The 8418-nt window shown below is 57.2% G+C and carries 6 protein-coding genes and 3 pseudogenes; 6 read left to right on the top strand and 3 right to left on the bottom strand.

What is annotated here, in order from left to right:
• Together AC1D1Z_RS30810 and AC1D1Z_RS30805 are read right to left on the bottom strand one after the other, a co-directional pair.
• The coding region (locus tag AC1D1Z_RS30810) for an NAD-dependent epimerase/dehydratase family protein (RefSeq protein ID WP_477852633.1) at positions 1–421 on the bottom strand (421 nt) is incomplete at its 3' end.
• 122 nt (positions 422–543) lie between these two features.
• Positions 544–771, bottom strand: coding sequence for a hypothetical protein (locus AC1D1Z_RS30805; RefSeq protein WP_165419680.1), 228 nt, complete (start codon positions 769–771; stop codon positions 544–546).
• Positions 772–1342: 571 nt separating this feature from the next.
• Here AC1D1Z_RS30805 and AC1D1Z_RS30800 point away from each other — a divergent pair.
• Complete coding sequence (locus AC1D1Z_RS30800; RefSeq protein ID WP_130759736.1) at positions 1343–3658, top strand: rhodanese-like domain-containing protein; 2316 nt, start codon at positions 1343–1345, stop codon at positions 3656–3658.
• Between the two features lie 64 nt (positions 3659–3722).
• On the opposite strand, the gene AC1D1Z_RS30795 is transcribed toward AC1D1Z_RS30800, so the two are convergent.
• Positions 3723–5099, bottom strand: coding sequence for a peptidoglycan L,D-endopeptidase MepK (locus tag AC1D1Z_RS30795; protein ID WP_425518017.1), 1377 nt, complete (start codon positions 5097–5099; stop codon positions 3723–3725).
• Positions 5100–5282: 183 nt separating this feature from the next.
• Between AC1D1Z_RS30795 and AC1D1Z_RS30790 the strand changes: the two are divergent.
• The 5 genes and pseudogenes from AC1D1Z_RS30790 to AC1D1Z_RS30770 form a co-directional block, all read left to right on the top strand.
• Positions 5283–5518 (top strand): annotated as a pseudogene (locus tag AC1D1Z_RS30790) (IS481 family transposase); the annotation flags it as partial.
• A 159-nt stretch (positions 5519–5677) separates the two neighbouring features.
• Positions 5678–6127, top strand: coding sequence for a hypothetical protein (locus tag AC1D1Z_RS30785; RefSeq protein WP_447010995.1), 450 nt, complete (start codon positions 5678–5680; stop codon positions 6125–6127).
• Positions 6128–6182: 55 nt separating this feature from the next.
• Positions 6183–6310 (top strand): annotated as a pseudogene (locus AC1D1Z_RS30780) (transposase domain-containing protein); the annotation flags it as partial.
• Positions 6311–7251: 941 nt separating this feature from the next.
• Positions 7252–7779: pseudogene (locus AC1D1Z_RS30775) on the top strand (ATP-dependent DNA ligase); the annotation flags it as partial.
• 84 nt (positions 7780–7863) lie between these two features.
• The gene (locus AC1D1Z_RS30770) at positions 7864–8148 is read left to right on the top strand and encodes a hypothetical protein (RefSeq protein ID WP_130759640.1); all 285 of its coding nucleotides are present in this window, start codon (positions 7864–7866) and stop codon (positions 8146–8148) included.
• Positions 8149–8418 lie beyond the last annotated feature (270 nt).

Genomic DNA, 8418 nt, shown 5'->3' with positions numbered 1-8418 from the left:
GTCCGGTGCAGTCGACCTGACCCTTGTAGGATTCCGGCTGCGGCGACACCAGAGGATCGCCATAGACTTCGGAAGAAGAGGTGAAACCGAAACGTCCGCCCTTCTTCAGCAAGTCGAGCAACCGGAACGCACCGAGAAGATTGGCGGAGATCGTTCTCTTCGGCTCCTTCATGTACCATGGCGGCGATGCGGGGGATGCAAGGTGATAGATTTCGTCGAATTTATCCGAGGTCTGCAGTGTCTCGACGTCGGATTTCACGAAGTGGAAACGGGGGTCCCGGATGTGGGCGATATTTTCGAAAAGCCCGGTCCAGAGGTTGTCAACAACGACCAGCTTCTGAATGTCCGTCCTCAGCAAAAGTCGATCACACATGTGGGATCCGATGAAGCCAGCCCCGCCAGAAATCAATACGCTTTTCATTGCTTCGTGCCTCGTGACTTGAGATTAACCAACTTGTTTATTAGCATTGCCTGTAATGCATGACAATTATTTAGAAGAGTTCTAAGAAATACTCACTTATTAATGTCAATTGTTAAAAGTACCTACTTTAAGGTGTTTCTGCCAATGCCGCGCTCGATGACGAGCAGCCGGGCCAGACCGGATGCTACAGCCGATCGTGGCGCGATCATGACGACCTGCCCGATCTCGACTATCCCCATGAGACGGCCGCCGCCATTTGCGGGTTCGATCGAAGGAGCCGGCATGGTATCGAGAACCTCTCCGACGAGTTCCGGATCCAGGGAGCTGCGGTTGCCTGTGGAAACGGGCATCCAGAATGTGCGCTATATTTTCGAAAGGTTCGGTGCAAAGATTGTCAACAACAACCAGTTTCTGGGTCTCATTTTCTAAGTAGAAGTCGTCAGGTAAATGCGATCCAATGAAGTCAACGCAGTTTCTCACATCGTCTCGCTTCGTTACTTGAGAATATATTATTGTTATTACAGTGATCGAAGGTTTTGTATGGGCACGAAGTCCGGGGTAGGTCGGACTTTGGTCTGAGTTTCGGGTGCGCGGAAATGGGGGGCATCGTAGTTCGGCCATCCAAATGACGGCGCCCGCGCCTTTTCAGGCGGGCAAAGGATCGCAATATTTTGCCGGGTTTATGCCTCCGGAAGTGTCATCGTCTGTTCCAACGGAAATACGAACTCATTGGCGTACACGTTGACATGCTTGTCGCGCAGGCGGTGATATGACCAGCGCGAACCGGATAGCCATATTTCGAAAGAGTTCATTCGTCTGGAGAGGGAAACGGGAGTAGAATAGCGGAGGCCGGAGGAGTGTTCCCGTCGACCGAAGGATCCGCTAAGCGTGGCTTTCGTCACCTCGCTGGAGAGGATGACCATGGGAGACGATCATGCCGAGCGGCGGCTGGTTGCAATTCTCGCCGTCGATATCGTTGGTTATTCAAGACTTATCGAGGATGACGAGGCCGGTACGCTGGCCGCGATGAGGGCATTGCGCTCCGAAGTCTTCGACCCACTGCTCGCGGAATATCACGGACGCACAGTGAAGCTCATGGGCGATGGCGCGATCGTGGAATTTGGCTCCGTCGTGGATGCTGTCCTATGTGCGGTTGCCCTGCAAAAGCAGGTTGCAGCACGGCAAGTGGATATCCTGCCCCAACAGCGGCTTCTGTTCCGCATGGGCGTCAACCTGGGCGACGTCGTCGTGGAGGGCGATGATTTGCTGGGCGATGGGGTCAACGTCGCTGCTCGCCTGGAGCAGATATGTGAGTCCGGAGGGCTTTTTGTATCCGGCACTGCTTTCGATCATTTGCAAGGCAAGCTCGAACTGCCGCTTGAATTTATTGGCGAGCAGCATGTCAAAAACATCGCGCGCCCCGTACGCACCTATCGCGTGCTGTTCGATGGAAACGCTCCTCGCTGGCAGTTCAAAATCCAGCGTCTTCGCAGTTGGGGACCGCTCGCGGCGGTGGCTCTGGTTCTGGTGGCTGCCTTCGTCGCAATATGGCTGGGTCCATGGACGTCCAGCGCGGAAACGGCATCGATCGCTCGCATGGCACTCCCGCTGCCTGACAAGCCGTCTATTGCCGTCCTGCCGTTCGACAACATCAGTTCCGATCCGGAACAGGCCTATTTCGCCGACGGCATGACGGAAGATCTGATCACAGACCTTTCGAAGCTGTCCAGCATCTTTGTTATCGCTCGAAACTCCACCTTCGCCTACAAGGGCAAGCCCATCAAAGTTCAGCAGGTGGCCGAGGAACTCGGGGTCCGTTATATCCTGGAAGGCAGCGTGCGCCGCCAGGGCGACCAGGTCCGCATCAACGCACAGCTCATAGACGCGCTCGGCGGCCATCATCTATGGGCTGACCGCTATGACGGCGCGATGAACGAGATTTTTACGCTTCAGGATAAGGTCATCGGCGAGATCGTGTCTGCGCTCACCGTCAAGTTCACAATGGCGGAGCGATCTCAGTCCGAGCAGGCGGAGACGAATAGCCCGCAGGCTTACGACGCTTTGCTGCAAGGCTGGGATCACCTGCGCCACGACAGTGAGAATGAAACCCTCAAGGCAATTCCCTTTTTCGAAAGGGCGATCGAGCTCGACCCCGATTACAGCCGCGCTCATGCGGCGCTCGCTTCGGCGAATTGGCGGATTGCCGTTTCCAATTGGGAGGCCGCCAACCTTGGCTTCGAGAGGGCGATGGAACGTGTGGATCGGCACCTGGCTCTTGCGATTCGAAAGCCCAATTCGCTTGCCTATGCGATCTCCGCTGAGGTGCTGGCAAGGCAGGGCCGGTATGCTGACGCCTTTGCCAAAATCAGTCGTGCCATGGAACTCGATTCCAATGATCCCGAAAATCACCTCAGCAAAGCACGCATTTTGAACGCAACGGGCCAGGCTTCGGAAGCCGAACGCGAAGTGCAACGAGCTATGCGTGTCGACCCGCAATATCCGCCGAGCTATCTCAGGGTTCTTGCGATTTCACAGTTCCACCAGGAGAAATATGAGGAGGCGGTGAAGAACCTCGAACTCCTGGTGATCAGGCAATCAGACGTCAGTGAAGACTACGCCACGCTGGTGTCGAGCTTCGGCCACCTCGGGCGGACGGACGGCGTTCAGGAAAACATCGAAAAATACAACGCGCTCGCGGTTCCCGCCGGCTACTCCCCGCTGACGGTGCAGGAACTGGGATGGTACTGGTACGGCGACATTTTCAACTACGATTCGACCTATCGCGAGCGCCTGAAGGAGGGCTTGCGCAAAGCCGGCGTGCCGGAGGGAGCGGGCACAGATATTTCCTATGACGAATACGCTCGCCTGATCGGCAAAAGCAACGGGGAATACAATATCAAGGGAGCCACTGAAATAGACGCCCCGACGGCCAAGCGGCTGCACGACCGCGGCGTCAAGCTCGTCGATGTGCGCACCGCTCTGAGCTTTGGTCGCGGGCATGCGCCGGGAGCCATCAACCTATCGGTCGTGGAGGTTTTGGCAAAGGATACTCTGTCGAAGGCCGTGAGCATGGAGGAGGAAGTGATCTTCTCATGCCATGGCAAATATTGCGGCGATTCCGCCTACGCATCGGCCAAAGCTTTGGTATGGGGGTTTAAGAATGTCTACCACTTTGCCGGTGGCTTTCCCGCGTGGGAGGATGCGCACTACCCCATAGAGACCGCTCCGGGACAATAGGCGGATACCGCGCCGAAGTCGCATGTCGTAAGAGGTGCTGCGCATCAAGCCTTGATGATTGAGGTCAGCCCTCTGGAGGCGACGCAAACCGGCTCGCATCGAACAGGTCTGTGGCGGCGACCGGAATGATGTCCTCACCTGATGTCGCGGCATTGACCTCACGATGAACCGCGCGGGGGGAAACGCGAGGCGCGCTCAATTCCATCACCTCGCCGGGAGATTGCAGCGCCCATTTCATCAGCGCCGCGTCGGACGTCGATTCTAGGAAATTTGCTTCTTCCCAGGAAGCGGTCATCGGCAGGGAGGCGATCATATCAGCGCCCTGCTTGGAGGCCTGGTGTGCAACACGGAGGGGCTCGAAGCGCGCGTAGCCCGGCAATGCAGGCGCCGGTTTATCCGGAAGCACATCAATTGGGCCGATCGATGCAGTCTCCAGTTTGTCATCCATATCAGCGTCGCGCTCGAGGGCAGGCGGGCGCATCGCCGGTATCGGAATCGGCAAAGATGAAACATCTGGAGCAGACCGTTTGTCATCCCGCTCGACTGCGCCGGTCTGCAGCGCCAGCGCATTCAACGCCCGGCTTCGGGGCGCAGGCAGAAGCGCCGTCACGAGCTTATTGTCTGTGGTGTCGCTGCTCGACGTGGTCGACGCTCCGGCTTCTTCGTCTTCTCCCGCGGTGCTGGCGATCTGGATCGAGGTGGGGCCGACGCGCTTCTTGTAGTTCGCAATCGCCTGATTGTACCCCGGCAGCGGCCGGCCATCGGCAGGCAGATGCATCGTCTGCCCATTCGGGAATAGTCGAGCGAGTTCCTGCCGGGACATGCGCGGCCAGGCCCTGACATTGCCGACGTCGAGATGGACGAAGGGCGATCCCGAGGTCGGATAATATCCGACACCGCCGACCTGCATCTGCATCGCAAGCGCACGCAGCGTCGAAAGCTTCACGCCGGGAACGTAGAAGTCCATCGCCTTGCCCAGCATGTGCTGGCTCTTCTTGGCGACGCCCGTGCTGCGCGAGCGGTTGCGGAGCATGTTGTTGGTGGTGGGCGAACGATATGCGGAGACGATATGGATGTAGTCCTTGCCGCCGCTGCGCTTGTACACCTCCCAGACCAGGTCGAGCAGCCGGGGATCCATCCGGGTCGGCTCGTTCCTTCGCCAGTCGCGCAGAAACCGATTGATCTGGGCGAGGCCTTTGGGATCGAACTTTCCGTCCCGCTTATAGGTAATCGTGGCCCTCTCGCCCGTATGGGTAAAGAACAGCTTCAGGGCCCGATCTTCCGCCGAGGCAAATGATGCAGAGCCGACAAGTGCCGGCAGCGCAAACAGAGCCGGCAGAATGGTCTGCGCGACCAACCGTTCCGCACGCGACAGTAGCGTGGCAATTCCGCCCAAGGCCCCGCCCGACAATCCTTGCACTGGATACTTCAACACGAACAAACCCGCCCACACCAAACACTCGACGACGTGCGGGAACCTCCGCATCCATCACGCTCAGTAAAGCCAGCTTATGGTCAACAAATTGCTAACGAGCGGATGCGTGAGCTTGGCGAATTGAGGATGCGGGCCCCAACCCGAGGCGAAATCGCGCCCCTGCGCCCATTCATGGGAGCTAAGCACAAATACGCTTCCACGACCGTGACGTACTGGTGACCGATTGCGGCCGCATCTGCATGTACCGCAAGAGGATCAATATCTTCACAGTCATGGCCGGCCAGAGGCTCGACATCGAGGAGGTCGATGACGGCGTTTGGCTCGTCAGCTTCATGCGCTATGATCTCCGATATATCGATCTGGAGCAGAGGACTTTGCAAACCATCGAGAACCCGTTCGGCACAAGGTTGTCACCCATGTCTTAGGGACGTTCTGTCACCTATGTCTCCGGTATGGGCAGGCAGATCTCCGGAACGATGCGGCGGACTCGGATGCCCGACAATTAAGTCACCGTTGCTCGCCCAGGCGACACCCAGTAGTCTCGCCGTCTCACCGACATATCGGCAGTGGCACGCAGCGATTCCATGGCAATTCTCTTCAAAACAACAATCAGCGAAAACACGGCATTCGAGATGATCGAACGGTCACTGTCAGGCGCCTACCGATATGACGGTTACCTCAATGTCGTTAGCGATGCGGGCGAGACGGCATTGTCTTGGGGTCCGGCAATGCATGCCGAAGAGTTCAAGGCAGAGGTCAGCCAAATCCTACAGCAGACTTGGGATGCTGCCCGCTTCTGGGTCATCTATGAGCGCCGCGAAGACCGGAGGGATCCAGAAGGGACCGACATCCGCAACGCGGCTTTCCGCCTGACGCGCGGATACAGTGGCGTTATCGTTGTCACGCTCAGTCTCCTTGGGAAGCGCGACAGCGCCCATGACCTGGAACTCGTCTTCGTCTGCTTCGAGCAGGATTTTCACAGGAGGAATTTTCGCGTGCGCTACGAGGGTAAGCCGTTACCAAACCAGGGTTGATCTTGCTCGAAGACGTGTTGCTCACGCGCGCGACCGTTCTACGTTCGAAGGCGAGGGGCAGGAGAACAGGGCGACCATTGCTTCGCTCATCGAGCCGTCGATCCGCAGACCTATCTGACCGCCACGCTCACTGCCATCGTCAATAGTCACAAGCAGAGCCGTATCGATGAGCAATTGCTGTGGAAGGAAATCACAGACTTCGACTTTGACGACCGCCCGCTTAAGATGCGATGGAACTGGCAACACCATCGCACGCAAGATGCCCCGACAGATTACCTATACCCTATGATCAATTGGAAGGTTGGCCGCCCGCAAACCGTCGGTGCCGAGGGTTAAGGGGCGATTCCCGAAAACGAGTTTGAAAAGGGTGCTCCGGATCAGGGGCAGACACCCTTTTCGTGCTGAGTTTTGCAGTCTCAGCGGAACGGAAATTAGCAGAGAGATTGCTGTCTACCATCGGACCGAAGTCCGACTCACTCGCGATAATTCGTCGATGTCAGCGCCGAGGCGACACCATCAATGTTATTATTCGGGTGGGAGAAGTCGACGGTCGCACGTACCGGAATCGGTCGGAACTTCGTAATGCTCGTCGCAGAGCTAAATACCGCGAATTCGCCTGGAGGAGGCGCCTGCGGAGCTTATCCGCAGGCGGAGTCGCTAGATAGGTCTGCCGTCCACAACGCCGCTCGTCGAGGTGAACGCAACGGCGCTGCCTTAGTGCAGAGGGCCACCCATACCACTGCCGCAGACACAAAAAAGGCCCCACTATGGAGCGGGGCTAAGGTTGAGGTGGGTCGCATGTAGCGAAGTGTAACGAATCTCCGCACGACCCGAAGGTTTTACGATCAACGGAGCATATTGTTCCCGTGCCGACAGATTTTTTTGAGTTCGTTTCCCTGTTTCGGGCTCCACGTCGTAGCGAGCCTTTCTTTCAGTTGAAGAGCGTTATCGACTTGCCGGCCGACCGTGCAATTCCAGTAGTTTTTCAGAACGCGTCGACTCGCAAATCTGCGAGTGATCCATCGCCGACCGTCGAGTGATGTTGCTAAATGTTCTCGCGTGGCCGAAGTCAATAACACGTATTGGGCAATTGCTTTTTACGACATTGCTGATGGGATGGCGGCATGACAAAGCCGCCAACACGAAAGCCACTCCTGCAGGATGCTGACAAGCCGGTTCAATCCCGGCCGCGCAAGCCTCGAAATCCCGCGCAACCAAATCTTCCCCTCGACCCTATGCCGGATCGTGTCGATCCTTGCCTTGCTCTCCTCAAGACCAAGCCGCCCAAAGGCCGGCAATGGGCCTTCGAGGTGAAGTGGGACGGATACCGACTCGCCATTCACATCGAACCATCAGGCGTCCGCATCCTGACGCGCGGCGGCCACGACTGGACGGATCGTTTTCCCGCGATCGCTGCCCAGGCACGGCGCCTGCCTGTCGCCACGGCCATTCTGGACGGCGAGGCCGTCGTGTTCGACGAGCGTGGCCGGTCGGACTTCGGCAGGCTTCAGCAGTCGCTTGGCGGCCGGGGCGGGAAGCGGACGTCGCGGGAAGCTGTCTTGATGGCATTCGATCTGCTCTATTTCGATGGCCGTGACCTCACCGGGACCGAACTCTCGGCACGGCGCCAACTCCTTGAGGAAGTAAATCCGTTCCGACCTCATGGCCTGGCGCTGCATGGGCCGCGGATCTCGCCTCAGATATCCTTTTAAAGCGATCGAGCGGGAGCGGAACGATTGGCAGCGGATTTTGAAAAAATGATTGGTAAATATTCGAAGGGGCTGATCGCCTATTCGATGCGCGATATCAAAAGATGCCTTACTGAGGAAATGAACGAAGGGGTCGGGGATCGGCCTAACGAGGAGCGCCAGACGCCGGCGGCATCGGCACAGCGGGATGGACGACAGTCAACGGAATCACCGCGTGCCGATCGACCGGAGATGAACGAAGCCGACAAAATCCGGGAACGCCTCTTCCTTGAAGAGCTGACGATCCGGAAGAAGCGAAAAAAGAAAACCTAGGCTGCTTTTACGCGTGCTTCCTATATGCTTCCTGCGAATGGCAGTCAGGTTTGGAAACATACGATAAACGTTTGATCTGCATCGCCACATAAGCGCGGATTTGCCATTGTTGAAAACATTGATTTTTTGCATGATCAACCGACTCTTAAACGCGAACTCGGAATCCAGACACGCGGATTCGGTTGCGCCCATAACCCATAAGTTCGGATTCAGTTTTCGCGACCGAACAAGACAGAATCTGGTGCTATTCGATAGTGATCGAGTCTGAGC

The sequence above is a fragment of the Rhizobium sp. P1_E1 genome, assembly GCF_056406015.1.
Note: the sequence above shows the minus strand (reverse complement) of the source record. Positions and strands in the feature narration are given on the sequence as shown.